The organism is Achromobacter mucicolens (genome assembly GCF_029866465.1).
Taxonomy (GTDB): domain Bacteria; phylum Pseudomonadota; class Gammaproteobacteria; order Burkholderiales; family Burkholderiaceae_B; genus Achromobacter; species Achromobacter mucicolens.
Genome location: NZ_CP123364.1, coordinates 2051361 through 2076832, shown reverse-complemented (window position 1 = coordinate 2076832; position 25472 = coordinate 2051361). Strand labels below are relative to the sequence as shown.

General features: G+C 66.9%; 26 protein-coding genes. 17 read left to right on the top strand and 9 right to left on the bottom strand.

Annotation, left to right across the window (positions count from 1 at the left end; genetic code table 11):
* Positions 1-17: 17 nt before the first annotated feature.
* Complete coding sequence (locus tag QEP15_RS09465) at positions 18-926, bottom strand: LysR family transcriptional regulator (RefSeq protein WP_062840807.1); 909 nt, start codon at positions 924-926, stop codon at positions 18-20.
* 117 nt (positions 927-1043) lie between these two features.
* Here QEP15_RS09465 and QEP15_RS09460 point away from each other — a divergent pair, with 117 nt between their 5' ends.
* From QEP15_RS09460 to ccmI, 16 genes are all read left to right on the top strand, one after another.
* On the top strand, positions 1044-2006 hold the full coding sequence (locus QEP15_RS09460; protein WP_142049371.1) for a 3-hydroxyacyl-CoA dehydrogenase family protein: 963 nt from the start codon (positions 1044-1046) through the stop codon (positions 2004-2006).
* On the top strand, positions 2003-2860 hold the full coding sequence (locus QEP15_RS09455; RefSeq protein ID WP_280148711.1) for a beta-keto acid cleavage family enzyme: 858 nt from the start codon (positions 2003-2005) through the stop codon (positions 2858-2860). Before QEP15_RS09460 ends, QEP15_RS09455 begins: the two co-directional genes overlap by 4 nt.
* A 267-nt stretch (positions 2861-3127) precedes the next feature.
* Positions 3128-3286 (top strand): periplasmic nitrate reductase, NapE protein, encoded by a 159-nt coding sequence (gene napE / locus QEP15_RS09450; protein ID WP_253857073.1) that lies wholly within the window; start codon positions 3128-3130, stop codon positions 3284-3286.
* A complete protein-coding gene (locus QEP15_RS09445) occupies positions 3286-3627 on the top strand; it encodes a chaperone NapD (protein WP_180100150.1) in 342 nt (113 codons plus the stop codon). The genes napE and QEP15_RS09445 overlap by 1 nt, the downstream gene beginning before the upstream one ends.
* A complete protein-coding gene (napA, locus tag QEP15_RS09440) occupies positions 3611-6106 on the top strand; it encodes a periplasmic nitrate reductase subunit alpha (RefSeq protein ID WP_152384044.1) in 2496 nt (831 codons plus the stop codon). Before QEP15_RS09445 ends, napA begins: the two co-directional genes overlap by 17 nt.
* A gap of 16 nt (positions 6107-6122) precedes the next feature.
* Positions 6123-6599 carry a nitrate reductase cytochrome c-type subunit gene (locus QEP15_RS09435; protein ID WP_152384043.1) on the top strand — a complete coding sequence of 159 codons (477 nt, stop codon included), beginning with the start codon at positions 6123-6125 and terminating at the stop codon, positions 6597-6599.
* A gap of 16 nt (positions 6600-6615) precedes the next feature.
* A complete protein-coding gene (locus QEP15_RS09430) occupies positions 6616-7254 on the top strand; it encodes a cytochrome c3 family protein (RefSeq protein ID WP_152384042.1) in 639 nt (212 codons plus the stop codon).
* The gene (ccmA, locus tag QEP15_RS09425) at positions 7241-7924 is read left to right on the top strand and encodes a heme ABC exporter ATP-binding protein CcmA (protein ID WP_280148710.1); all 684 of its coding nucleotides are present in this window, start codon (positions 7241-7243) and stop codon (positions 7922-7924) included. The genes QEP15_RS09430 and ccmA overlap by 14 nt, the downstream gene beginning before the upstream one ends.
* Positions 7890-8555, top strand: a complete 666-nt coding sequence (ccmB, locus tag QEP15_RS09420) for a heme exporter protein CcmB (protein WP_063954707.1) — start codon at positions 7890-7892, stop codon at positions 8553-8555. The genes ccmA and ccmB overlap by 35 nt, the downstream gene beginning before the upstream one ends.
* An 8-nt stretch (positions 8556-8563) precedes the next feature.
* Positions 8564-9400: a heme ABC transporter permease CcmC gene (gene ccmC / locus QEP15_RS09415; protein WP_279990527.1), complete on the top strand. Its 837-nt coding sequence runs from the start codon at positions 8564-8566 to the stop codon at positions 9398-9400.
* Complete coding sequence (gene ccmD / locus QEP15_RS09410; RefSeq protein ID WP_056316183.1) at positions 9397-9546, top strand: heme exporter protein CcmD; 150 nt, start codon at positions 9397-9399, stop codon at positions 9544-9546. Before ccmC ends, ccmD begins: the two co-directional genes overlap by 4 nt.
* On the top strand, positions 9543-10034 hold the full coding sequence (gene ccmE, locus QEP15_RS09405; protein WP_175156742.1) for a cytochrome c maturation protein CcmE: 492 nt from the start codon (positions 9543-9545) through the stop codon (positions 10032-10034). The genes ccmD and ccmE overlap by 4 nt, the downstream gene beginning before the upstream one ends.
* On the top strand, positions 10031-12052 hold the full coding sequence (locus QEP15_RS09400; protein WP_280148709.1) for a heme lyase CcmF/NrfE family subunit: 2022 nt from the start codon (positions 10031-10033) through the stop codon (positions 12050-12052). The genes ccmE and QEP15_RS09400 overlap by 4 nt, the downstream gene beginning before the upstream one ends.
* A gap of 2 nt (positions 12053-12054) precedes the next feature.
* The gene (locus QEP15_RS09395; protein WP_062841797.1) at positions 12055-12576 is read left to right on the top strand and encodes a DsbE family thiol:disulfide interchange protein; all 522 of its coding nucleotides are present in this window, start codon (positions 12055-12057) and stop codon (positions 12574-12576) included.
* Entirely contained in the window at positions 12573-13118 is a 546-nt protein-coding gene (locus QEP15_RS09390) for a cytochrome c-type biogenesis protein (RefSeq protein WP_217617863.1), read from the top strand. Before QEP15_RS09395 ends, QEP15_RS09390 begins: the two co-directional genes overlap by 4 nt.
* On the top strand, positions 13115-14449 hold the full coding sequence (ccmI, locus tag QEP15_RS09385) for a c-type cytochrome biogenesis protein CcmI (protein ID WP_175156741.1): 1335 nt from the start codon (positions 13115-13117) through the stop codon (positions 14447-14449). The genes QEP15_RS09390 and ccmI overlap by 4 nt, the downstream gene beginning before the upstream one ends.
* 37 nt (positions 14450-14486) lie before the next feature.
* On the opposite strand, the gene QEP15_RS09380 is transcribed toward ccmI, so the two are convergent.
* The 4 genes from QEP15_RS09380 to QEP15_RS09365 form a co-directional block, all read right to left on the bottom strand.
* Positions 14487-17687 (bottom strand): tetrathionate reductase subunit A, encoded by a 3201-nt coding sequence (locus QEP15_RS09380; RefSeq protein WP_425285986.1) that lies wholly within the window; start codon positions 17685-17687, stop codon positions 14487-14489.
* A 37-nt stretch (positions 17688-17724) separates the two neighbouring features.
* Positions 17725-18759, bottom strand: a complete 1035-nt coding sequence (gene nrfD / locus QEP15_RS09375; protein ID WP_280148708.1) for an NrfD/PsrC family molybdoenzyme membrane anchor subunit — start codon at positions 18757-18759, stop codon at positions 17725-17727.
* 19 nt (positions 18760-18778) lie between these two features.
* Positions 18779-19552, bottom strand: coding sequence for a sulfate reduction electron transfer complex DsrMKJOP subunit DsrO (gene dsrO, locus QEP15_RS09370; RefSeq protein WP_056316165.1), 774 nt, complete (start codon positions 19550-19552; stop codon positions 18779-18781).
* Positions 19553-19679: 127 nt separating this feature from the next.
* Complete coding sequence (locus tag QEP15_RS09365) at positions 19680-20231, bottom strand: DNA-deoxyinosine glycosylase (RefSeq protein ID WP_280148707.1); 552 nt, start codon at positions 20229-20231, stop codon at positions 19680-19682.
* 172 nt (positions 20232-20403) lie between these two features.
* Here QEP15_RS09365 and QEP15_RS09360 point away from each other — a divergent pair, with 172 nt between their 5' ends.
* Positions 20404-21267, top strand: coding sequence for a pirin family protein (locus QEP15_RS09360; protein WP_152384033.1), 864 nt, complete (start codon positions 20404-20406; stop codon positions 21265-21267).
* Between the two features lie 102 nt (positions 21268-21369).
* Here QEP15_RS09360 and QEP15_RS09355 read toward each other — a convergent pair whose 3' ends face one another.
* The 4 genes from QEP15_RS09355 to QEP15_RS09340 form a co-directional block, all read right to left on the bottom strand.
* Entirely contained in the window at positions 21370-22629 is a 1260-nt protein-coding gene (locus tag QEP15_RS09355; RefSeq protein ID WP_280148706.1) for a putative Na+/H+ antiporter, read from the bottom strand.
* Between the two features lie 47 nt (positions 22630-22676).
* Positions 22677-23171 (bottom strand): hypothetical protein, encoded by a 495-nt coding sequence (locus QEP15_RS09350; protein ID WP_280148705.1) that lies wholly within the window; start codon positions 23169-23171, stop codon positions 22677-22679.
* Positions 23172-23242: 71 nt separating this feature from the next.
* Complete coding sequence (locus tag QEP15_RS09345) at positions 23243-24763, bottom strand: tripartite tricarboxylate transporter permease (protein WP_280148704.1); 1521 nt, start codon at positions 24761-24763, stop codon at positions 23243-23245.
* A 3-nt stretch (positions 24764-24766) separates the two neighbouring features.
* Entirely contained in the window at positions 24767-25252 is a 486-nt protein-coding gene (locus tag QEP15_RS09340; protein ID WP_280148703.1) for a tripartite tricarboxylate transporter TctB family protein, read from the bottom strand.
* Between the last annotated feature and the right edge of the window lie 220 nt (positions 25253-25472).

Here is a 25472-nt window from a genome sequence, read left to right as displayed (position 1 = left end):
AACGAGGCCGGCTTTTTTCATCGCGGCTGCGCCGCCACGTACTCCCGCAACGTCTGCACCAGCGCCACGGCAGCCGGCGACAGGCTGCGGTTGCGCGCCGTCACCAACCCAATCGAGCGCTCGGCCACCGGCGCCGTCAGGCGGCGCTGCACGATGCCGGTCTGCGCCACCGCGCCGGCGGCGATCTCTGGCAGCGCGGCCACGCCGAAGCCGCATTCCACCATGGCCACGATGGTGGTCAGGTGCTCGGCCTCGAAGGCGGGCGCAAAGCGGATGCGGTTCTGCAGGAAGGCCCATTCCGTGTATTGGCGCACGCTGCTCGGGTGGACCATGGACACATGTTCCGCGCCGGCCGTGTCGGCCCAGCGCAGCGGACCCTTTGCGCGCGCAAGCGGATGCGCCTCGGGGATCAGCAGGATGAAGCTGTCGGACATCAGCGGCACGTAGTGCAGGTCGGCGTGCTGCGGGTCGGCGGCGGTCAGGGCAAAATCCACTTCACCCGCGCGCACCAGGTCGAAGGCCGGGCCGGACAGCGTGTCGCGCACTTTCAGCGCGACATGCGGGTGCGCCTGGCGATAGGTCATCAGCACGCGCGGCAGCAGCCGCGCCGCCAGCGACGGCAGCGCGGCGACCGACACCTGGCCCTCTTCCGCGCTGGAAATGCCGCTCACGGCAGCGATCGCGTCGCGAAACGCCGCCTGCAGGGTCGCGGCCTGCTGCAGGAAGACCTCGCCCGCGGCCGTCAGCCGCACGGTGCGCGTCGTGCGGTCGAACAGGCGCACGCCCAGCGCCTCCTCGATCCGCTGGATCTGCGTGGATAACGCCGACTGCGACAGATGCAGCTGCCCGGCGGCCTGCCGGAAATTGAGCGTGCGGCCCAGCACCAGCGTGGTGTCGATGTCGCGCATCGAGAGATTGATCTGCATGGTTTGTCCCCGGACGTTATTGATCTGATTGATCGATCATTCTATTCAAAAATTTTGATTCATCAATCAACCGCACTTCTCTACACTCGCCTCCAAACGGGTTTCCAGGAGAACAGCATGCAGAAGGACGCGAAGGCGCTGCCCAATCCGGGCGCGGCGCATGCGGTGGTGGTGGGCGGCGGCACGATGGGCGCGGATGTGGCCGTCGTGCTGACGCGCGCGGCGTGCCGCACGACGGTGATCGAATCGAATGCCGAGCGCGCGGCCGGCGTGCCGGCGCGGGTGGCGGAGAACCTGAAGGTCATCGGGCGCGAGGCGAACGCCACGCTGCTGGCCACCGCGCCGTCGCTGGACGCGGTGGATTGGTCCACCGTGGATCTGGTCATCGAGTGCATTCCCGAGCGGCTGGACATCAAGCAGGCCCTGTTTGCGGACCTGGCGCGGCGTACGCGGCCGGACGCCATCCTGGCCAGCAACAGTTCCAGCTTTCCGATCAGTGCGATCAGCCAGGGGCTGGACACGCGCGGCCGCATGCTGGGCCTGCACTTTTTCATGCCCGCGCACCTGGTGCCGCTGGTGGAAGTGGTGCTGGGCGAGGCCAGCGACGAGGCCTGCGCCGACACGCTGATTGCGTTCATGCGGCGTTGCGGCAGCGTGCCGGTCAAGGTCAAGCAGGATCTGCCCGGATTTCTGGCAAACCGCCTGCAGCACGCCCTCTCGCGCGAAGCCTTTGACCTCATCGACCGCGGCATCGCGTCGCCCGAGGACGTGGACGCCGCCGTGCGCTTCGGCTTCGGCTTCCGGTTCCTGGCGGCTGGCCCCGTCATGCAGCGCGACCACGCCGGCATCGACGTTCACGCGGCGGCTGGCGCCACGATGTATCCCACCTTCTGCAACGCCGACCACCCGGCGCGCTGCCTGACCGAACGCGCCGCCGACGGGCGCCACGGCATGAAGGCCGGCGAAGGCTTCCATGTCTGGACGCCCGAGACCATCGCCGCCGAACGCGCGCGCTACGACAGGCTGCTGCGCGCGGGCCTGGACCTGATTGCCCCCGAACTGCCGGAGATCCAGCCATGAGCGCCCCAGCCCCCCTGCCGCGCGCCGCGCTGGCCGACTCGCCCGTCATCATCACCGTCGCCCCCAATGGCGCCTACAAGAAGGCCGCCGACCACGCGGCCGTGCCGTTGACCGCGCAGGCGCTGGCCAGCGAGGCCCGGGCCTGCCTGGATGCCGGCGCCGCCATGATGCACATGCACGTGCGCAAACCCGACGGCAGCCACCTGCTGGATGCCCAGGCCTATCGCGACGCGATTGCCGCGGTGCACAAGGCAGTTGGCGACGAACTGCTGGTGCAGGTGACCAGCGAAGCGGCGGGCGTGTACCAGGCCGCGGAACAGATCGCGATGGTGCGCGAATTGCAGCCCGAGGCCGTCTCCATCGGCCTGCGCGAAATCGCCGTGCCGGGCATTTCCGAAGCGGAACTGGCGGCCTTCCTGGCGTGGCTGGCCGAGCGCCGCATCATGACGCAGATCATCCTGTACGACGAGGCCGACGTGCGCCGCTGGCTGTCGCTGCGCGCGCGCGGGCTGGTGCCGCCCGGCGCGTGGTCGGTGCTTTTTGTGCTGGGGCGCTACAGCGCCGGGCAGACGTCGTCGGCGTACGACCTGCTGCCCTTCCTGGCCGCCTACGATCATTCGCTGCCGTGGGCCATCTGCGCCTTCGGCCCCGAGGAAAACGCCTGCGTCACGACGGCTGCCGCGTTTGGCGGGCACATGCGCGTGGGGTTTGAAAACAACCTGAAGCTGCGCGACGGGACTATCGCCCCGGACAACGCGGCATTGGTGGAGCAAGCCGCGCAAGGCGCGCAGGCATTGGGCCGGCCGCTGGCGACGGCGGCAGACGCCCGGCGCATTTACGGCGCGATCGGCTGACGCCGCCGCGGGCCGCGTCGCGGTCGCCCGACGCGGCGGCGGGCGGCGCCGCGGTCGGCCGACGTGGCCGCACGCGGCATCGCGGGCATCTGCGTTGGCATCTGCACGGACTGTCTTTGCCGTCATCGCAGCGTAAACAGTCCGCGGTACCTTCTCGATTATTTCGCTGTGTTGCAACATTGACGCGGCGCAAACTCATCTGCTACAAACTTTCGCATCTGTCCGTTTAACGCAATACCCCCACAAGTTTCTGCAGCGAGGTGGTGTGTGCAAGACGAATCCAATGGCTACACAAAAGCCCAGGAATTCCGAAGTTTCCTGTTTCTGGCGGCAGTCATGGCTCCGGTGCTGGCAGTAGTCATCGTGGCCGGGTACGGTTTTGCGGTCTGGATCTACCAGATGTTTGCAGGCCCCCCGGGAAGCTGATGCAAAGCTTCCGCCCCCCTCTTCCCAATCGTCAGCCGGCCCCCGCGTCCTGTAGCGCGCCGCCCGAGCTGCATATCGCCAGCATGGTGGTGCATGCCGCCCCTCGCCGGCTCTCGGACGTGCGTGCGGCGATCCTGGATATCGCGGGCGCGGAAATCCACGGCGCTTCCGAGACCGGCAAGCTGGTGGTCACCCTGGAAGCCTCTTCCACTGACGACATGATGGCGCAGATCTCCACGATCCAGCGCCTGGATGGCGTGCTGGCGTCCGCCCTGGTCTATCAGGCCGCCGACACGCTGGACGCGATGAATCAGGAGATTGACGATGGCCATCGCCCGTAGGGAATTCATCAAGCAATCCGCTGTTGCCGCGGCCGCCACGGTGGCGGGCATTCCCATCGTCGGCTACACGCAGAACATCGTGACCGAATCGGAAGCGGCCAAGCTGAAGTGGTCCAAGGCGCCCTGTCGATTCTGCGGGACCGGCTGCGGCGTGAACGTGGCGGTCAAGGACAACCAGGTTGTCGCCACCCACGGCGACTTCAACGCCGAGGTCAACAAAGGCCTCAATTGCGTAAAGGGCTATTTCCTTTCCAAGATCATGTACGGCAACGACCGGCTGACCACGCCGCTGTTGCGCATGAAGGATGGCAAGTACGCCAAGGACGGCGAGTTTGCGCCGGTGTCCTGGGACACCGCGTTCGATGTCATGGCCGAGCAGTTCAAGCGGGTGCTCAAGGACAAGGGTCCCGAGGCGGTGGGCATGTTCGGGTCAGGCCAATGGACCGTCTGGGAAGGCTACGCCGCACTCAAGCTGATGAAGGCGGGTTTCCGAACCAACAACCTGGACCCGAACGCGCGCCACTGCATGGCGTCCGCGGCGGTGGGCTTCATGCGCACCTTCGGGGCTGACGAGCCCATGGGCTGCTATGACGATATCGAGAACGCCGACGCCTTCGTGCTGTGGGGCTCGAACATGGCGGAGATGCACCCGATCCTGTGGACGCGTGTCACCGACCGCCGGCTGTCGGCGCCCAAGACCAAGGTGGCCGTGCTGTCCACGTTCGAGCACCGCTCGTACGAGTTGGCCGACCTGACGCTCACCTTCACGCCCCAGACCGATCTGGCGATCCTGAACTACATCGCCAACTACATCATCCAGACCAAGCGGGTGAACCGCGAATTCGTGGACAAGCATACGGTGTTCCACGAAGGCAACACCGATATCGGCTACGGGTTGCGGCCCGAACATCCGCTGCAGAAGGCGGCCAAGAATGCCAACAATGCGGGCGGCTCCAAGCCCATCACCTTCGACGAGTTCGCCAAGTTCGTCTCCAAGTACGACCTGGACTACACCGCCAAGCTGACGGGCGTGCCCAAGAAACAGCTTCAGGACCTGGCCGAGCTGTATGCGGACCCCAAGATTCGCGTCACCTCGTTCTGGACGATGGGCTTTAATCAGCACACCCGGGGCGTGTGGGCCAATAACATGGTCTACAACATCCATCTGCTGACGGGCAAGATTTCCACGCCTGGCAACAGCCCCTTCTCGTTGACGGGCCAGCCGTCCGCCTGCGGCACGGCGCGAGAGGTCGGCACGTTCTCGCACCGCCTGCCCGCCGATCTGGTGGTCACCAATCCCAAGCACCGGGCGCATGCGGAAGAAATCTGGAAGCTGCCCGCGGGCACCATCCCCGACAAGGTCGGCGCGCACGCGGTGTTGCAGAATCGGATGCTCAAGGACGGCAAGATCAACGCCTACTGGGTGATGGTCAACAACAACATGCAGGCGGGCGCCAACCTGATGAACGAGGGGTTGCCCGGTTATCGCAACCCCGAAAACTTCATCGTGGTGTCGGATGCCTACCCCACGGTCACGACCATTTCCGCCGACCTGATCCTGCCGGCCGCCATGTGGGTGGAAAAGGAAGGCGCGTACGGCAACGCCGAACGCCGCACGCAATTCTGGCACCAGCTGGTCAACGCGCCAGGCGACGCCCGCTCCGATCTCTGGCAACTGATGGAGTTTTCCAAGCGCTTCAAGGTCGAGGAAGTCTGGCCCGCCGACCTGCTGGCCAAGATGCCGGAGTACCGGGGCAAGACCTTGTTCGACGTGCTGTTTGCCAACGGCAAGGTCAACAAGTTCCCCAATACCGAACTCAGCGCGGAATACGAGAACCAGGAGGCGAAGGCCTTCGGCTTTTACGTGCAAAAAGGTCTGTTTGAGGAGTACGCCGAATTCGGCCGGGGCCACGGCCACGATCTCGCGCCGTTCGACACTTACCACGAGGTCCGCGGCCTGCGCTGGCCGGTGGTCAACGGCAAGGAGACGCTGTGGCGCTACCGCGAAGGCAGCGACCCCTACGTGAAGGCGGGCGCGGGCTTCGAGTTCTATGGTCATCCGGACGGACGCGCCATCATCTACGCCCTGCCCTACGAGCCGCCTCCGGAGATGCCGGACGAGGAATATCCGTTCTGGCTGTCCACCGGACGCGTGCTTGAACACTGGCACTCGGGGTCGATGACAAGACGCGTACCCGAGCTGTACAAGGCATTTCCCAACGCGGTGTGCTTCATGCACCCGGACGACGCGCAGGCCATGGGACTGCGGCGCGGCGTGGAAGTCGAGGTCGTCTCGCGGCGCGGACGGATGCGCACGCGGGTGGAAACCCGCGGCCGCGACAAGCCGCCGCGCGGGCTGGTCTTCGTGCCGTGGTTCGATGCAGGGCAGCTCATCAACAAGGTCACGCTGGACGCCACCGATCCGATCTCGTTCCAGACCGATTTCAAGAAATGCGCCGTGAAGATCGTCAAGGTCTGAGCCCCGGGAGACAGCCATGAAGAATCGCGTCACCGCCATCGCGCTCTGTGTCCTGCTCGGGTCAGCGGCCTGGGCCGCCCCCCCTTTCGAGGTGGTGGACCCGATGCGCGGCCCCACACCGGTCGCCGACGAGACGGATCCGCCGCTCATCAGTCCCATCGAGAACAAGGACATCAAGCGGATGCGCACGTATTCGATGCAGCCGCCCACCATTCCGCACAAGATCGACGGCTACCAGATCGACAAGAATTTCAACCGCTGCCTGACGTGCCACGCACGCGTGAACACCGAAGAGACGCAGGCCCCGCCGCTAAGCGTCACGCACTACATGGACCGCGACAGCAACGTGCTGGCGGAGGTGTCGCCGCGGCGTTATTTCTGCGTGCAATGCCATGTGCCCCAGGCTGAAGCCAAGCCGCTCGTGGCCAATGACTACCAGGACATCGACGTAATTCTCAAGCGCCTGACCGCCCCGGCGTCCGACAAGAAGTAAGGGACAGGAGCCCGTCATGGTCAAGCTCATCAAGCGTTACTGGAACATCATCCGCCGGCCCAGCGTGCACTTCAGCCTGGGCTTTCTGACCGTGGGCGGATTCATCGGCGGCATCCTGTTCTGGGGCGCGTTCAACACCGCCATGGAGCTGACGAACACCGAGAAGTTCTGCACCGGCTGCCATGAAATGCGCGACAACGTGTACGCGGAACTGAAAGGCACGATCCACTTCACCAACCGCTCGGGCGTGCGGGCGCTGTGCTCGGACTGCCACGTGCCGCACAACTGGACCGACAAGATCGCCCGCAAGATGCAGGCGTCCAAGGAAGTCTGGGGCAAAATCTTCGGCACCATCGACACGCGCGAGAAGTTCGTGGACAAGCGGCTGGAGCTGGCGCAGCACGAGTGGGCGCGCTTCAAGGCCAACGATTCGCTGGAATGCCGCAACTGCCACAACTACGAGTACATGGATTTCACCCGCCAGAGCGTGCGCGCGCAGAACATGCACTCGACCTACCTGGCCGACAAGTCCAAGACCTGCATCGACTGCCACAAGGGCATCGCCCACACGCTGCCGCACATACCGCCTGGCCAGACCTCTGAAGCGACGCCGCCGGCCAGGGCGTCCAAAGAGGTCGCCAATGCGGCCCGCTGACGCGCCGCTGCCGATGCTGAGCGCGCGCGGCCTGGTCAGCCGGCGCGGCGCGCCCGAAGGGTCCGCGCCGCTGGATTTCGACTTGTATGCCGGTCAGCTTCTGCATGTGCAGGGCGCCAACGGCAGCGGCAAGACCAGTCTGCTGCGGATGCTGGCGGGCCTATTGCGGCCGCTGGACGGCGCCATCACCGGCCGGGACGGCGATATCCGCTGCGATCCGGCGGCGCACTTTGCGCGCACGGCCTATCTGGGACACGGCAATGGCCTGTCGGGCGACCTGACCGCGCTGGAAAACCTGCGCTGCGCGCTGCACGTGGCCGGCACGCCGCATGGCGACGGCGCGATCGCCGCCTGCCTGCAGACGTGGCGGCTGGGCGGCTGCCTGCACACGCCGGCTGCCCGCCTGTCGCAAGGCCAGGGCCGCCGGCTGGCGCTGGCCGGCGTGGTGCTGGGCGCCAAGCCGCTGTGGCTGCTGGACGAACCCGACGCCGGCCTGGACGCGGCCAGCCTGGACCAGTTGGGCGCGGCGCTTGCCGCCCATCTGGCGGCGGGCGGCGCGGCCGTCGTCGCCTCGCATCGCGGCCCGGCAACCCCTGCCAAACACACCCAAACCCTGAACATGGATGACTACGCGGATGCTGGCAACGTTGTCTCAGTTGGCGCTGCGTGAAGTCCGGCTGGCCTGGCGTCGACCGGCCGACACGCTGGGCGCGACGCTGTTCTTCATCGTCACGGGGTCGCTGTTCCCGCTGGCGGTGGGGCCCGATCCCGTGCTGCTCCTGGCCATCGGGCCCGGCGTGCTGTGGGTCTGCGCGCTTTTGGGCATCCTGCTCAGCCTCAATCGCCCGTTTGCGCAGGACTACGACAACGGCGCGCTGGAGCAGCTGCTGGTGTCGCCGCATCCGCTGCCCATGCTGGTGGGCGTGAAGCTGGGCGCGCATTGGTTCAGCACCTGCGTGCCGCTGATTCTTGCCAGCCCGGTGCTGGCGTTGCAATTCGGCCTGCCGCCGCACGCCATCGGCATCCTGGTGCTGTCCCTGCTGCTGGGCACGCCGACGCTGGCGCTGGTGGGCGGCCTGGGCGCGGCGCTGACGCTGGGACTGCGCGGCGGCGCGCTGCTGCCGCTCCTGGTGCTGCCGCTGTATGTGCCGGTGCTGATCTTTGGCGCGGGCGCCGTGTCGGCCACGCACGCCGGGCTGGGCGCGGGGCCGCAGCTGTCGCTGCTGGGCGCGGGCCTTTGCCTGGCTATCCTGCTCTGCCCCTGGGGCGCATCGGCGGCGCTGCGCGTGGCGCTGGACTGAGGTTATCCATGCACAATCCCTCCACCTTCGACGCTCCCCGCCCCGCCGCCGCGCGGTCTAGCTGGCTGCGCTATGCGTCACCCGCGCTGTTCTATCCGCTGGCCGGGCGGATGATTCCGTTCTTCGCGGCGGGCGCCGCCCTGCTTGCCGCGGCCGGCCTGTACACGGGCCTCGTGGTGGCGCCCATCGACAGCCAGCAGGGCGAGGTCTACCGCATTCTCTTCATCCACGTGGCCGCGGCCTGGATGTCGATGTTCCTGTATCTGGTGATGGCGGGGTATGCGGCGCTGGGCCTCGTCTTCAATACGCGTCTGTCGTTCATGATGATGCGCGCGCTGGCGCCCACGGGCGCGCTCTTTACCTTCCTGACGCTGTGGACCGGCGCGCTGTGGGGCAAGCCGACCTGGGGCACGTGGTGGGTCTGGGACGCCCGGCTCACGTCCGAGCTGATCCTGCTGTTCCTGTACCTGGGCTTCATGGCCCTGCAGGCCGCCACCGACGACACGCAGCGCGCGGACCGCGGCGGCGCCATCCTGCTGCTGGCGGGCGTGGTGAACGTGCCGATCATCTATTTCTCGGTGCAATGGTGGAGCACGCTGCACCAGGGCGCCTCGATCAACCTGACGTCGGCCCCCAGCATGGCGCGCGTCATGGTGACCGCCATGCTGCTGATGGTGGCGGCCTTCTGGCTGTACAGCGCGGCGGTCGCGCTGGCGCGGGTGCGCGGGATCATTGCAGAGCGCGAGCCGGGCGCCGTGCTATCGGGTGCCGTGCTGGCTGCCGGTTCGCCGGACGGCGCAGTGTCTTCCGGCGAGCGCCGCGGCACGCGTTCGGAGGCGCCATGAACTGGGATACGTTTTTTTCGCTGCAGGGCCACGGGCCCTATCTGATGGGCGCCTATGGCGTCACGATCGCGCTGATGGCGTGGGAAGTGCTGGCGCTGTGGCGGCGCGCACGCCGCGCGCGCCGCCCCGGGGGGCCGCGCCGATGACCCCACGCAAACGCCGCGCGCTCGCCATCGTGGGCGGCCTTGGCCTGTTGGGCCTGGCCACCGCGCTGGTGCTCAACGCGCTGCAATCGAACCTGGTGTTCTTCTTCAGCCCGACGCAGGTGGTGGCGCACGAGGCGCCCGCCAGCGGCAGCTTCCGCGTGGGCGGTCTGGTAGAACAAGGCTCGCTGCGCCGCGACGCCGACGGCCTGACGTTGCGATTTGCGGTGACGGACACCGCCCACGCCGTGCCTGTCACTTACCAGGGCCTCCTGCCCGACCTGTTCCGCGAGGGCAAGGGCGTGGTCGTGGCCGGCAAGATGGGCGCAGATGGCGTGTTCCGCGCGACCGAGGTGCTGGCCAAGCACGACGAAAACTACATGCCGCCCGAAGCCGCCGACGCGATCAAGAAGGCGGAGCAGCGCGCGCAGGGTGCGGCTGGCGTACCGGCATCGGGCTACGCCCCGGCCCTTCAGGCGGAGGCGCGATGATCCCCGAAATCGGTCTTTTCTGCCTGATCCTCGCGTTGCTGGTCGCGGTGGCGCAAGGCACCCTGCCGCTCATCGGCGCGGCCACCGGCTGGCAGGCCGGGTTGCGTGTGGCCCGGCCCGCCGCCATCGGCCAGTTCGGCCTGACGACGCTGGCCTTCGCCTGCCTGGCGTGGTCGTTCGTGAACAACGATTTTTCGGTGCTGTATGTGGCTGCGAATTCCCACGCCGACCTGCCGGCCGGCTACCGCTTCGCGGCGGTGTGGGGCGGACACGAAGGGTCGCTGCTGCTGTGGCTGTATCTGCTGACCGCGTGGACGCTGGCGGTGGCGCTATGCAGCAAGCGGCTGCCCTTGCCCTTCGTCGGCCGCGTGCTGGCGGTGATGGGCTGGATCAGCGTGGGTTTCCTGCTGTTCATGCTGTTCCTGTCCAATCCGTTCGAGCGCCTGATCCCGCCCGCCATGGCGGGCCGCGACCTGAACCCGCTGCTGCAGGATCCCGGCATGATCGTGCACCCGCCCATGCTGTACATGGGCTACGTGGGCTTCTCGGTGGCGTTCGCCTTTGCGATTGCGGCGCTTCTGTCGGGCGAGCTGGACGCGATGTGGGCGCGCTGGGTGCGGCCGTGGACGCTGGCCGCGTGGACGTTCCTGACCATCGGCATCCTGCTGGGCAGCGCGTGGGCCTACTACGTGCTCGGCTGGGGCGGCTGGTGGTTCTGGGATCCGGTCGAGAACGCGTCGTTCATGCCTTGGCTGGCGGGCACCGCACTCATCCATTCGCTGATCGTGACCGAGCGGCGCGGCGCGTTCCGAAGCTGGACCGTGCTGCTGGCCATCTGCACGTTTTCGCTCAGCATCCTGGGCACGTTCCTGGTCCGTTCGGGTGTGCTGACGTCGGTCCACGCGTTTGCGGTGGACCCGGGCCGGGGCCTGTACATCCTCGCGTTCATGACGCTGATCGTGGGCGGCTCGCTTGCCTTGTATGCCTGGCGCGCGCCCACCGTCGGGCTGGGCGGCGGCTTTTCGCTGCTGTCGCGTGAATCGCTGCTGCTGTCCAACAACGTGGTGCTGACGGTCGCGGCGGGCTCGGTGCTGCTGGGCACGCTGTACCCTGTCGTGCTGGACGTGATGGAGTGGGGCAAGATCTCCATCGGGCCGCCCTACTTCGAAGCCGTGTTCGTGCCGCTGATGACACCCGCGATCTTCCTGATGGGGGTCGGACCCGTCGCGCGCTGGAAACAGGCCGAGGTGCCCGAGCTGGGCAAACGCCTGCGCGTGGCCTTCGTGGTCAGCGTGCTGACGGCGGTGCTGGTGCCGCTGGCAATGCCCGGGCCGTCACGCTTCGGTTCGCCGATGATCGTGCTGGGCCTGTGGCTTGCCGCCTGGTCCGTCGCCAGCGCCGCGGCACACGCGCGCCAGCGCCTGATGGATGGCGACGGCGAGGTGCTGCGGCGGCTTACGCGCCAGCCGCGCGCCTGGTACGGGATGCTGCTGGCGCACGTGGGCGTGGGCATCTTCATCGCGGGCGTCACGCTTGCCAACGGCTACGAGGACAAGCGCGAACTGCGCGTGGACGTGGGCGCCACGCAGGAAGCCGGCGGCTACCAGTTCACGTTTGCCGGCATCGGCCCGGCCACCGGCCCCAACTACACCGCGCAACGCGCGGTATTCCACGTCGTGCGGGACGGCAAGCCGGTGGTGACGCTGTATCCCGAAAAGCGCCATTACACCGTGCAGGACATGGCGCTCAGCCAGGCCGACATCGACAGCGGCTTTACCCGCGACCTCTTCGTGGCGCTGGGCGAACCGGTGGCCGGCAACGCCTGGACCGTGCGCATCCAGGTCAAGCCCTTCATGACCTGGATCTGGACCGGCTGCATCCTGATGGCGCTGGGCGGCCTGCTGGCGGCGGGCGACGGCCGCTACCGGCGTGCGCAGCAAGCGCAGAGCAAGGCAGAGGCACAGCGGGCAGCGCAGGCCGGCCTGCCCGAGACCGCTCGCGCGGCGCGGGAGGGCTGAGGATGCTGCGCTATCTGCTGCCGCTTGCGATCTTTCTGACGATGGCCGTGTTCCTGGCGAAAGGGCTGTCGCGCGATCCACGCGCGGTGCCGTCCGCGATGATCGACAAACCCGCGCCCGCCATCGGCCTGCCCGACCTGCTGGAGCCCGGCAAGACGCTGGATGTGGAATCCCAGCGCGGCAAGGTGTGGCTGCTGAATGTGTGGGCGTCCTGGTGCGGCCCCTGCAAGGACGAACTGCCCGTGCTGCGCGAGGCCGCGCAGCGCCACGGCATTGCGCTTTACGGGCTGAATTACAAGGACAAGCCTGACGAGGCGCGCCAATGGCTGGCGCGCAATGGCAATCCCTACCTGGCCTCCGCCAGCGACGTCGACGGGCGCGTGGGCATCGAGTACGGTGTCTACGGCGTGCCCGAAACCTTCGTGATCGACGGCGACGGCCGCATCCGCTACAAGCACCTGGGCCTCATCACGCCGGAGCTATGGCGCACCCGCCTGCAACCTGTCATCGAGGCGCTGCAATGACCGCCGCGCCTTATCAGCCTTGCCCGCTGCTTCGTCTTTCGCTGCGTCACCTTTCGCTGCGTCACCTTTCGCTGCATCGTCTGCTTCTGCCGCTACTGCTAAGCCTTGTGCTGCTGCCCGCCGCCCTGCTTGCCGCGCCCGCGCCCAATGCCGAGCCCCCCGCCGTGCTGTCGGCCGAACAGGAGCAGCGCGCCGACAAGCTGGCGCATGGATTGCGCTGCCTGGTCTGCCAGAACCAGACCCTGGCCGAATCCAATGCGCCTCTGGCGCAGGACATGCGCAACCTCATTCGCGGCCAGCTTGCCGACGGCAAGACCGACGCGCAGATCATGCGCTTTTTCGAAGACCGTTACGGCGACTTCGTGCGCTACGACCCGCCGTTCAAGCCGGTCACCTGGCTGCTCTGGCTGGGCCCCTTCGCGCTGCTGGCGCTGGGCTTTCTGGTGTTGGTGCGCACACTCAAGCGGCGTGCCGGCGTGCGCGCGCCGCTGACCGCGGACGAACGCGCCCGCGCCGCCCGCTTCCTGGATTCCGGCTCATGACCACGCTCTGGCTCATTGTCCTGGCCCTGCTCTTGGCCACCCTGCTCTGCCTGGTGCCGCCGCTGCTGCGCCGCACGCCGGCCGCGGAGACCGCGTCGGACGCCAGCGTGCGCGCCTTCTACCTTGCGCAGCGCGAACAACTGCGCCGCGATCTCGCCAACGGGGCCCTCACCCCGCAGGCGCACGCCCGCGCCGACGAAGAGCTGCAGCGCGACCTGCTGCAGGATCTGGCGATGCGCCGCGATCCGCGCGCGCGGCTGGGCGGCCAGCGCGCCGGCCTGGCCGCGGCCTGCGTGCTGACGGTGGCCGTTCCGGTGGCCGCAGTGCTGCTGTACGGCCAGCTCGGCAATCCGCGCGCGGCCGCCACCGTCGCCTTGTCGCAGGCGCCCGAGCCGCATGCGCAGGCGGCGGACAACGACATGGCGCTGGCGGTCAACGCGCTGGCCCAGCGCCTGCGCGCCTCACCCGATGACGCCGACGGCTGGTACATGCTGGCGCGTTCCTACGAAACGCTGGGCCGCTACAACGACGCCGTCGCCGCGTATCAGGAAGTGCTGCGGTTAGTGCCCGGCCAACCGGCCGTGCTGGCCGATCTGGCCGACGCGCTGTTGTCGGCACGGCAGGGACAGCCCGACGAGGCCTCCATTGCCGCCGTCGCGCAGGCGCTGCAGGCCGATCCCGACCAGCCCAAGGCCCTGGCGCTGGCCGGCATGATGGCGCTGCGCCGCGGCGACGCCGCCGACGCGCTGACGCACTGGGAACGGCTGCGCGCGCTGCTGCCCCCGGACGCCGAGGCCGCGCGGCAGATCCAGACGAACATCGCCCAGGCTCGCGCCATGGCGGCAAGCGGCACGGCCGGGGGAGCCGCCGCGCCGCCGGCTTCCGGCAATTCCGCATCCACCGCCGCGGGCCAACCGGCGACGGCGCCGGGGCCAACGGCATCCGGCGTGGCGACGCCCTCCCCTTCCGCCGGCGCTTCGACCGCAACCGCCCGGCTCGCCGGCCAGGCGCGGATCGCCGACGCCCTGCGCGATCAGGTCCGCCCGACCGACACCGTTTTCATCCTGGCGCGCCCCATGTCGGGATCGCGCATGCCCGTCGCCATCCTTAAGATGCAGGCCGCGGACCTGCCGCGGGCCTTCGTGCTGGACGACAGCACAGCCATGTCGCCGGACGCCACGCTGTCCAAGGCCGGCAAGGTGCGTGTGGAGATTCGCGTCAGCCGCTCGGGCAACGCCGCCGCCCAGGCCGGAGACCTGAACGGCGTGCTGACGGATGTGGGGCCTCGGGCGGACGGCCTGGCACTGGTGGCCGACACCGTCGTGCCCTGACGCTTACCGCCACGCACGCGGGCCGGCCCCCCAGCCGTCAGACCCGCTCGATCCGGGCAGGCAGGCCTTGCCGCACCGCCGCGCCCGACACCCAATCGATCCAGACGTTGGCGTGCTGGCCCCGCGTCGCGTCGCCAAAACCCAGGTCGTTCAGGTTGACGCCCGCGGCCAGCGCCGGATCATGCGGCATTGGCTTGCCATCGACGACATGGACGCGCGCGCCCAGTTCGGTGTGGCCGTAGCCGTGCTCGATGCCCACCGCGCCCGGCTGCACGCCATCGCGCAGCAACGCCGGCCCTGTCACCGACCCGCCCGGCGTGACGATGCGCACTGTGTCGCCGTTGCGGATGCCCAGCCGTTCGCCGTCCTGCCGGTTGATCGACACCGGGTTGTGCGGATGCACCTGGCGCAGGCGGTTCACCCCAATCGACAACGAGCTCATCAGATTGGACTTGAACGAACTCAGCAGGAACGGCCACTCCTGCCGCGGATACGCATCGCGCATGTCGCGGCCATCCGCCAGCCTGGTCGGATACCAGGTGGGACAGCCGCTGTACCGCTCACCCGTCATCGCATGACGAAAGCCCGCCAGCTCTTCGCTCCACACATGCAGCGGCTTGGCATACGCCACGCGCGTGCGGCGTGTCTGGCCGCCTTCTTGCGTCCAGGCGTCGTCCGTCCGGTCGAATCGCCCGCCGCGGCTCATCAGCATGGCCACCTGCCGCCATTCGGCAGGCTTGAGCTTGGCTTGCAGCAGGTCGCGATAGCGGTCGACGCCGGTCAGCGCCATGTCGTCGTCGCTGGCCGGCGGCACCGGCCGTCCCGCGGCAAACGCGATGTTCGCCATGCCGCGCAGAAAGAAGTCCTCGGGCGTATCCAGCGCGTACTTGGCGCCCTCCTTGTCTGACATCGCGCCCTCGCCGAATCCCGGCATGGCCAGGCGTTTGGCGCACGCGATCAGGAAGGTCTCCAGGCAAACTGGCTCGTTCGTGGCCGTGCGCGCCACGCGCGGCTGCACGGTCGGCCACCGCACCGTCGAGGCTTTGGCCACCACGTCCGCCCACGGCGCCGACACTCCCCAGCTTTCGTACGTGACCGTGTCCGGCACGATGTAATCGGCCAGCGCGTTGGTCTCGTTGATGAAAGGGTTGATCGACACCGCCAGCGGCAGGATGCGCGGGTCCTTCAGCTTTTCCAGCGCCACGTGCTTGAACCCGGCAATCCCGTAGACCGGGTTACTCATGTGATTGAACCAGACCTTGGCACGGTACGGATAGCCCGCCAGCGCCGAAGCCAGCATCTCGGAACTGAGGCCGCCCGTCGCCGGATACCACGGCGCGGCTGCCGGATAGGCAGGCTGGCCCGCGGCCTTTTTGCGCTTGAATTCGCTGGATTTTTCGTACGGAAAGCGGTTGCGCGACAGCGGCACGCCCTTGGGCGTGGCCTTGTTCGCGAAGCCGGCAATGTTGTAGCGCGGCCCCGCGCCGTAAGGCGGAAACGGCCCGGCATCCAGCACCAGTCCGCCTTCCACGTTCAGGTTGCCCACCAGCGTGTTGAGCATGGCGATGGCGTAGGCGGTGTAGAAGCCCGCGCCGCTCATGGTGCCGCCGTGCGCATCGGCCACGGCGCGCTTGCCGTGACTGGTGAAACGCTCGGCGAGGGACGCGATTTTCGCCGCCGGCACGCCGCAGAGCGAGGCGTACTCGTCCAGCGTCTTGCGGCGCGCTTCTTCGCGCAGCAGGTCCAGCGAGGTGCGCACCCGCAGCGCCGCTTGCGGACCCGCCAAGCCCGGCGCGACGACCGGCTCGTCGACAAACAGCGCGGCCGGCGAGGCCGTCGTGTGCGGCGCCAACGTGCCGTCCGCAAGACGCACGACGTAGACGTCCTCCCATTTCTCGTCCGCGTCGGCCGGGCGCGCCCAGCCCATATCGGCGCCACGCAAAAAGGCGCCCAGGCGCGGATGGCCCGGTTCGGCCACCACCAAGTGCGTGGCGTTGGTCCACGCCGCTTCGCCCGCCGCCTTCATGGCGGCGGGGCCCGGCTGCGCCAGCATGCGCGCGTCGAACCGTTCGTTGTCCAGAATCCAGCGGATCAGCCCCATGGCCAGCGCCAGATCGCTAGCCGGATTGACGGGCACCCATTCATTGCCCGATCCCGCCGACAGGCTGGACGAGGCCGGCAGCACGGGCGACACCACCACGTAGCTGAATCCCGATTTCTGCGGGCGCACGCGCGCCTCGGCCAGCTGACGGGCCTGGCGTTGAAAGGGATTGCCCGCCTGCGCCGGCGCCGCGCCAATGAAGAGCCCGAAACGTGCGTTGTCCCAGTCCGGCTTGCCGTGCGGCATGCCCTTCAGGTCGCCCAGCGCCGCGCCCGCCCCCACCCGGAAACTCTGCCCGCAATACGAGCCGTGATTGCTGAAGTTGACGGTGCCGAAGGACTGCCCCGCAAAGCGCTGGATCAGCGGCGTGCGCCCCTCGTTGGAGGCGTCGGTGAACAGGAACTGGTTGACCTTCGCGCCGTATTCGGGATTGTCGGGGTCCAGCGGCGTCTCGCGGTCGCAGATCGCGCGCAAGCCGTCCACGTGGCCTTCGCCAAACAGATCGCCGCCTTCACAGACTTCCTCGACCAGTTGCTCGAAGCTGATCGTCTGCCACTTGCCCTCGCCGCGCTTGCCCACCCGCTTCAAGGGCTGCAGCACGCGATACGGGCTGTCCATCTGCTCCAGCATGGCCGAGCCGCGCGCGCACGAGGTGGCGCGCCCTTCCAGGCCGCTGTCGCCGCCCAGCTGCGCGTAGACCTCGCGCACCGGCGTCTCCATGGCCGCCGGCCGTGTCGTGGCCAGCGGGTGATACGGATTGCCAGCGACGCGCAGGATGCGGTTCTCGGCCGTGTCCACGCGCAACCGCACGCCGCATTGCGTCCAGCAGCCCAGGCAGCTCGACGGGCTGACCGTCTGCCCCGGCTGGGCGCTGAGCGCACCGGTCAGCGGGTCGATGCGGAACTCTGGCGGCAGCGAGTTGCCGCGCACGGCATGCGCCGTCGGCACGCCGGCCGTGCCCTGCGCCAGCCCCTTGACCGCCTTGACCACCGTGTCGCCGTAGCCCGCTGCAAACGCCGCCATGCCGCCGGCCGCGAGGCCGCCGCGCATCATCAGCTTGCGCCGGGCCTCGTCGCGAGGCAGATCCGCGCCATCGTCCGCGGCGCCGGGCTTGTCGTCTTTGTGTTGCTTGTCCATTGCGTTCTTTTCCATGTGCTTTCGTCTCGGCGCGCGCTCAGGCGGCCACGGCGCGTGCGCGCGCGGGGGAGATGTCCAGGGCCCAGGTCACGGCGGTGATCAGCGCCACGCACAGCCCCAGCACGCCCACCATGCCCAGCAGCCCATCGCTGCCCCAGGGCATGTCGTACAGGTACAGCCCCGCGCCGTACTTGGGCACACCCTGCACGCTCATGAAGACCACCCACCGGAAGATCCACGCAGCGCCCAGCATGGTCAGCGCCAGCACGGCCGACGGCAGTGGCGCGGCCAGCGTGCGCGCCGGCCGCTGCAGCAGCGCGACGATGCAGAAGGCCGTGATGACCGCGCCCGCCAGGCTCAGGCGCCAGACCGGAAAGTCCGCGAAAAGCCGCAGCGCCGCCTCGAAAGACGCATCGAGTCCCGAGAGGCCCAGCAACACCCACGCCCCCGCGCCCATCGCCATCATCACGACCGCGATCACGCTCAGCCGGCGCAGCATCGCCACCGGCTGCACGCGCAGGCCGCCGGGCAGCCAGCGGCCCACCAAGAACATCGCGCCCAGCGCGCCCAGCCAGGCGGTCAGCGCAAAGTTCACCGGCAGGAACACGGTGTGCCACAAGGGCCGCGAGCGCAGCACCATCACCTCGGCGCCGGTGTAGACCAGAATGGACAGCGCCGACAGCGCCAGCGCGGCCGCCACCACCCGAAGCCATCCCATCCGGCCGCACCACCACACCGCGCAGAACAGCAGCGCCAGCGTCACGAAGACCGGCAGCAGCAGTGCCCCCAGCCACATCCACGACCACGGCGTGATGTGCGCATAGAAGTGCCAGAAGCGGCCTGGCTGGTGCAGGTCGGCCAACAGCGACACCGGCGCGGCGATGGCGCTGACCAGCAGCACCGTCACCGCCGCCGGCAGCAGGCGGCGCGCGTCGGAGTCGGCCCGGCCGAAGGCCGCGAAGGCGGCGGTCAGCGCGGTTGTGGCGCTGATGCCGATAAGAAAGAAATACTGCACGGCCCAAGGCAGCCAGGCGGCGTCGTAGACCGGTGTGAGCAATTCAGAGATTTGCATGAGTGTCCCCTTCCTTGGCTCAGTGGCCGCCCGCCAGGCGCACGCCGGCCTGGCCGTCGACCTGGTGCACGAACGCATCGGGCAGGCCGATGTAAAAGACGTGGGGATCGGTCTTCATCTCGGGCTTGAGCACCTTGATGTCGGCCTTGTGTTCGGCCAGCAACCGCGAAATGGCGCTGTCCGGATCGTTCATGTCCCCGATCACCCGGGCGCCGCCCACGCAGCTTTCCACGCACGCGGGCAGCAACCCGGCTTCCAGCCGGTGCTCGCAGAACGTGCACTTGTCGGCCGTCTGGGTCTCGTGATTGATGAAGCGCGCATCGTAGGGACAGGCCTGCACGCAGTAACCGCACCCCACGCAGCGCGCGTTGTCGACCAGCACGATGCCGTCTTCGCGCTGGAAGGTCGCCTGCACCGGGCAGACCGGCACACAGGGCGGCTTGTCACAGTGGTTGCACAGGCGCGGCAGCATGACCATCGAACACGGCCCGCCCGCGTCGGGCGTGACCTCGTACTGCAGGACGGTGGTGCGGAACTGCCCGATGGGCGGCACGTTCTCCAGCGAACAGCTCACCGTACAGGATTGGCAGCCGATGCATTTGCGCATGTCGACAACCATGCCGTAGCGCTTGCCCGCCATGCCGGGCCGGCGCGGCGGCTGGCCATTGAGCCCGGGCGCGGCGTCGGCGTGGATGGGAATGACAGTGGCCGCGGCGCCCAGGCCGAGCAGCCCTTTCAGAAAGCCACGCTTGCCCGGCAGCGGTGTTTCCGGGGGGCTGGTGGGGGTGTGCATCGTTAAACTCCGAAACGTTTAGGTGTTACGGAAATTAACTTATCACTTGTAGTTATATAGGGTTTTGATAAGCGTCAATTGGGGGACGGAGTCAGGGTGGCGGCGGGCGTTTGGCCCGCACGACCCATCAGGGCGTTGGAAGCCTCAGCGCCGGTTCCCACGCCGCCAGCTTTTGCGCGAAGCTGGCCGAAGCATGCGCCGGACTGGTCGAAGGCAGTTCGAAAAACTGTATCGAGGCGGCTGAAGGCAGATTCGGCAACGCATGCCGCCGGAACATCGCCACGGCCTTCGCGCCGTTGAAACAGATGCGCGCGATCGAGGGATAGCGGTCCAGGAAGACGTTGAAATCGTTCGGCACCAGCGTGTCGCCCCGGATATCGGCGTCCAGGCTGCCCGGCCGTTCGCACGCCTGCAGCACATCCCACAGCGCCACGCGGTTCGCCAGCAATGCCTGCAACCGCTCGTCGTAACCCAGCCCGGCATCGAACCCGAAGATCCGCGCCGCCAGCGGCCAGAATGCGTTGCGCGGATGCGCGTAATACTGCGCCTGCCGCAGCGACGCCACGCCCGGCATGGAGCCCAGCACCAGCACGCGCGGGCCGTCCCCCACCACCGGGGCAAATCCCGTAACCACCGCCTCGCGCCGCGCCGCCGCGATGTCGTCCCTGATCTTGTCCATGCCCGGAAGGATACCCGCCGCGACGCTGGCCCGCCCGCCTGGCCCGTATTGATCGTTCGCCACATGGAACGGTGCTTATCAATCACGAGCACTACCGGGAATGCCGATCCGCCCTTATCTTCTTCCCTATGACGAACGGCCCCGAAGGGGCCGCGCAACAGGAAACCTCACCATGAAGAAGATCCTCGGCGTGCACGCCAGCCCCCGTCCCCACTGGGTGGGCGACGGATTTCCGGTGCGCTCCATGTTCTCGTACAACGACAAAGGCCGCGACACCAGCCCGTTCCTGCTGCTGGACTACGCCGGCCCCGCCGAATTCGGTCCGGCCAGCCAGCCCCGCGGCGTCGGCCAGCACCCGCACCGCGGCTTCGAGACCGTGACCATCGTCTACAGCGGCGAAGTCGAACACCGCGACTCCACCGGCAACGGCGGCGTCATCGGCCCCGGCGACGTCCAATGGATGACGGCGGCGTCCGGCATCCTGCACGAGGAATTCCATTCCCACGCCTTCACCCGCACGGGCGGCAAACTGGAAATGGTGCAGCTCTGGGTCAACCTGCCCGCCAAGGACAAGAAGGCGCCGGCCGGCTACCAGGGCATTCTGAACGCAGACATCCCGGTCGTGGACCTGCCCGACGCCGCCGGCACGCTCCGCGTGATCGCAGGCAATTACGCTGGCCAAGCGGGCCCCGCGCGGACCTTTACGCCGATGGACGTGTGGGACGTGAAGCTGGCGGCGGGCAAGACGGCGACCTTCCCCGTTGCCGCGGGCCGCAACAGCATGCTCGTCATGCTGCGCGGCACGGTGCTGGTCAACGGCGAATCCGTCGCGCGGGATGCGCAATTGGCGCTGTTCTCCAAAGAGGGCGAGGACATCACGGTCGAAGCGAATAACGACGCGGTGTTTTTGATCTTGAGCGGAGAGCCGATCGATGAACCCGTGGTCGGGTATGGGCCGTTTGTGATGAACTCGCAAGCGGAAATCGTCGAGGCGATCCAGGACTTCAATGCTGGAAGGTATGGGCAGATGGGTTAGGCGTTGCTGCACCGAGAACGGAAAAGCCGCGCACTGCGCGGCTTTTCGCGTTTTGGGCCCTTCCTGCGCGGGCTTGTTCGCTAAAGGGACCGAATCGACATTTCAAAGAAAAAAGAGAAATGCAGCGGCAATCGCCGTGGGCACCAGCGCACCAGACAACAACCCAAGCATGCCGACCGCACCATTGGCGAAACCGCCTCGAAGCAACGCCACGCCCGCCGGGTTGGGCGCGTTGGCGATGACGGTCAACCCGCCGCCAGCCACCGCGCCGGCCACCAGCATGTACTGCGCCTGGTCGGAAATTCCGTCAATGAGTGAACCCAGATAGGTCAGCGCGGCATTGTCCGTGATTGCGGTCAGCGCCAATGCGCCCACAAACAGCACGTTGGGTTCGAGCCCGCTCACGATGGGTTGCAACCACCATTGCTGCATGCCGCCCAACACGACCAGCCCTGCAAGAAAGAAGCCGACCAACAGCGCCTCTTTGATGATGAGCGGACTTTGGCTGGCCTTGTAAGCCTGCGTGTAACCGATGAAAAACAGGAACAGCGCCAGGAAGATGATCGGGTGGTGCGCGGTGAACACGACCGCGGCCAAGAAGAACAGGTGCACGGCGATAACGACCGGCGACATTGGCGCCGCGGCCTTCCTGGCCGACAACACATCCCCAGAACGCAGGTAAGGACGCAGCAACAGGGTCACGAGCGTGGCGTTGACCAGCACGGCCAGCGCCGCCTTCCAGCCAAACGTGGTGAACATGAACGCGCTATCCCACCCCCACGTCGAGGCCACCATCAGAACGGGCGGCGCCGCATAGGACGTCAGCGTCCCGCCGATCGAGATGTTCACGAACAGGACACCCAGCGCCAGATACTTCAGCCGCTCCGGCATGTCGCGATGGAAGACCTGCGGCGCCAGCATCATGGCCGCAATCGTCATGGCGGCCGGTTCGGTCACCAGGGATCCCGCCAACGGAACCAGCGCCAAGCATAACCACGCCTTGGCGGTCTGGTCCTGAACGGGCAGGACCCGAGCCACGCGTTCCACAAGCCGCATCACCACCGTCAACACCGGCAACGAGGCCGCGATGACCATCACGACAAATACGAAAGCCGGTTCCGTGTAGTTGCGCGATTCGGCATACGCCAGCGCCGTGCTGCCCGAGGCGGCCAACGCCATCAGAATGAGCAGGATCGCCGCCCAAAATCCAAAAACGACTTCGACCTCACCCAAGAGATGCAGCAGACCGCCATGACGTTTGCTGCGATGCGCCAGGCGCAGGAAGATCGGCGCGGAAAAGGTGTGCAGCAAGGCAATCGCAAAAACGATGGCGGCGAGGATTTGCAGACCGGACTCTGTCACGTTGGCGTTCCTGTGTGAAAAAGGGATGGGTGTTTGTGATCCGGCTGTCAGAACCGAGCGGACGAGACCCGCGCAACTTCCACCCAGAGGCGCGTCATGACGACATGCCTGACCAGGTCGAAAAGGTGCGCAGGCGCATTGGCGGGCACGAGAACACGCCGTATCAGTCCCTGCAAATCCACGCGCACGCACGGCTGAGATGCGGGCCGCCCGCGTTGGCGTGAAAGCGTTCGCAGGCGCACGCGGCTCTTTGAGGGCATGTCGATTTTCAGTACGGCGTCTTCCGGGGGCAGCACCGCGTGGTGCAGCGCGTCGATTGTCGTGCAGACATAGACCGAACCCGGATCGGCCGCGTCATCCTGGATTTGCCGGTTCCATTCCTGAGAACCGACCAAGGTTGCCGTGGAGCCGCGCTTTGGAAGGTCAAAGCGCAAATGGCTGAATTCAAGCAGTTCGATGAATTCCACAAAGGGAAGCTCGCGAACGACCGTCAGCGCCTGTCCGGCCTTGTTGGTGTCCTGACTCAGCCCCAGTTGCTTCATCACTCCCTCCTGTAAATAAAAAAAGGGGCCAGCCAGTGGCCCCCGAATATCGGCGCTTCGCCGCTTGGCGGTCAGGCGTTGGCCTGGACGCGCTCAAGCTCACGGACGCGCTTGCGATTGCGCACCGTCGAGAACACCAGCCAGGCGGCAAGCGCCAGGATCGCATAGACAAAGCCGGCGCTGATCGGACGATCAACGAAGACGCTCATGCTGCCGCGCGACAACAGCAACGCACGGCGGAAGTTCTCTTCGACCATCGGACCCAGCACGAAACCCAGCAACAGCGGCGCGGGGGAAAACCGCAGCTTCAGGAACAGGTAGCCGACCAGGCCAAGCACCAGCACCATGCCTACATCGAACAGGTTGTTGTTCGTGCTATAGACGCCGACACACACGAAGAACAGCGCAGACGGGAAAAGATACTTGTAGGGGACCTTCAACAGTCTTGCCCACATGCCGATCAGCGGCAGGTTCATCACGACGAGCATGATGTTGCCGATCCAGAAGCTGGCAATCAGCCCCCAGAACAGGTCGGCGTGCTCGGTCACCATCTGCGGACCAGGCTGAATGCCATGGATGATCAGCGCGCCCAGCATCAGGGCCATCACCGAGTCGCCGGGAATGCCCAGGCTCATGGTGGGAATGAAGCTGGTCTGCGCGGCCGAGTTGTTGGCCGCTTCCGGACCCGCCACGCCTTCAATGGCGCCATTGCCAAAGCGCTTGGGGGTCTTCGAAACGCGCTTTTCCACGGCATAGGACATGAACGACGCGATCGTCGCGCCCGTGCCAGGCAAGATGCCCAGGACGGCGCCGATGGCGCTGCCGCGTGCGACCGGCATGGCCGATTTCTTGATATCGCCGGGTTCCGGGCGCACCGACATCTTGGGGCCCGCGCCCACGGTGGTGGCCTTGCCAATGCGATTGACGTTGGCAAAGAAGTCCGCAAGACCGAACAGGCCCATCGCCAGCGCCACCAGCGGGATGCCGTCGCTCAGTTCAATGACGCCGAAGCCGTAGCGGATGGTTCCCGTGTTGACGTCGGTGCCCACGACACCCAGCAGCAACCCGAGAAAGACCATCGCAATGCCCTTGATCGCCGAGCCCTTGGCCAGCGTTGCGCCGGCAAACAAGCCCAGCATCATCATCGAGAAATATTCCGCCGGGCCGAACTGGAAAGCAACCTCAACCAGCAGCGGCGAAAACAGGATCATGATGACGATGCCCACGCTGGCGCCGACGAAGGACGCCATGACCAGCATGAACAGGGCCGATCCTGACTTGCCCTGCCGGGCCAGGGGATTGCCGTCCAGGCAGGTCACCGCGTGTGACGGCGTACCGGGCAAATTCAGCAGAATGCAGGTGATGCCGCCGCCATACTGCGCGCCGTAATAAATGCCGGCCAGCATCATCAGTGCGGCCACCGGGGTCATCGCGTAGGTCAGCGGCAGCAGGATCGAGATGGCCGCCAGCACACCCATGCCCGGCAGCACGCCGATCATGTTGCCCATGAAGACGCCAAACAGCGACCACAGCAGGTTCTCCCACTGCAACGCCACGGAAAAGCCATGCAATACGTTGTCGAATAGATCCATGATTCAACCCCAGCGCAGCATCGGAAACTGCAATTGCAGCGCCCAGGAAAACACCACCGCGCCAAAGACGGTCATCGCAAGCGCGAGGATGGCGGCGGACTTGACCGAGTTGGACGTATCGCCCAGCGCAGAGACAAACACCAGCGCGAAGGTGGCGGGCAGGAATCCCAGGTAACTGCCCAGGATGATGAACAGCGCGATGCCGCCCGCGATGCACGCCATGCCGCGCACGCGCTCACGCTGCGTTGGCTGGGGCAATTGCTCTTCCAACATCTCTTCCTGCACTTCATCAGGGTCGGGGCTAAGCGGGACCAGGATGCCCAGCGCCACCAGAAAGCAGCCGACCATCAGGGGAAAATAACCGGGCCCCATCCGGGCCAGTTCCCCGATGTTGTACGAGATCGCTTCAAGAATAGTCAGCGCGCCGCACAGGGCAACGAACGCCCCGCCCCATAAATCGCGCTTCCTGGAAAATATGGTGCTGCCCACGGCTTGCTCCCCTGTTTGTTGTGAAAAGATCCTGGCGCGCGGGATGTCGCGAGCCAAAGGAGGAGGCACTTTAAGAAGGACGCCTTGCAATTCGCTTTCACGGCTGGACACGCGAAATCCGGGTAAACCAGCAGCGGCGGCCAGCGACGTTCACGCTGGCGTGAATGAATGAACAGCCGTTCACTCGACATGTTCACAAAAGTGAACAACACCCGGCGAT